The organism is Tsukamurella asaccharolytica, assembly GCF_007858435.1.
In the GTDB taxonomy this organism is placed as follows: Bacteria; Actinomycetota; Actinomycetes; order Mycobacteriales; family Mycobacteriaceae; genus Tsukamurella; species Tsukamurella asaccharolytica.
Genome location: NZ_VIGW01000035.1, coordinates 1 through 771 on the forward strand (window position 1 = coordinate 1; position 771 = coordinate 771).

The 771-nt window shown below is 48.5% G+C and carries 1 protein-coding gene; it reads right to left on the reverse strand.

The window, feature by feature from the left end:
- Nucleotide 1: 1 nt before the first annotated feature.
- Nucleotides 2–771: GMC oxidoreductase (locus FK529_RS20835; protein WP_146564335.1), on the reverse strand; the 770-nt coding region annotated here is incomplete at its 5' end.

Here is a 771-nt window from a genome sequence, read left to right on the forward strand (position 1 = left end):
TTTACTCCAAACTTTTAAGTAGATCATCAGCAGCACGAAGACCGAGCGCCGCCATTGAGAGCGTTGAGTTGACAACACTTGAGGAGGGCATCGCACCGCCGCCAGGGAGCCAGAGATTATCATGATCATAAGTCCGACAATAGCTATTCACAACCCCATTTTGCGGTGTATCGCCCATAATATTGCCCCCCATAATATGGTTATTGGGAACAAATTCTGTCGTGACTACTACCTCTTGCCCTTTAAAGAGTGCGGCAATCTCTCGCAATTTCTCCTGCGCAGCGATACGACCACGACGGGTATAATCCCCAACATCGTAGTAGATATCAGGACAGGCTAAACCTAATGCATCTTTACGAGTTTTACTCAAGGTGAGGCGATTCTCCTCAGAGGGGAGAACCTCTAACATGATATCCCAATAGACCGAATGGGTTGTTCGCTCCCGAATTTCGCGCTGTAACTCTTTTCCTTCATACCCTTTCTCAAGCGCCACTTGTGTCTCTGCCAGATTGCGATTGAGATTATTCATAATAATTAAGAAGGCGGCGTGATCTCGACGGAAGCTACCATCGCGATAACCTACCATTGCGGCACTCTGCGCCGGTCCTCGACCTACCCAGAGCGGATCTTTCGATTGGAAAGAGCAGTGAATGCCGGAGTGATCCATCATATTCTTCCCAACTAAGCCAGAGCTATTGTTGGCAATACCATTGGGATTACTCTCATTAGCGGCAAGCAGCAGAAGACGCGGCGTTTCGATCCCGTTACAAG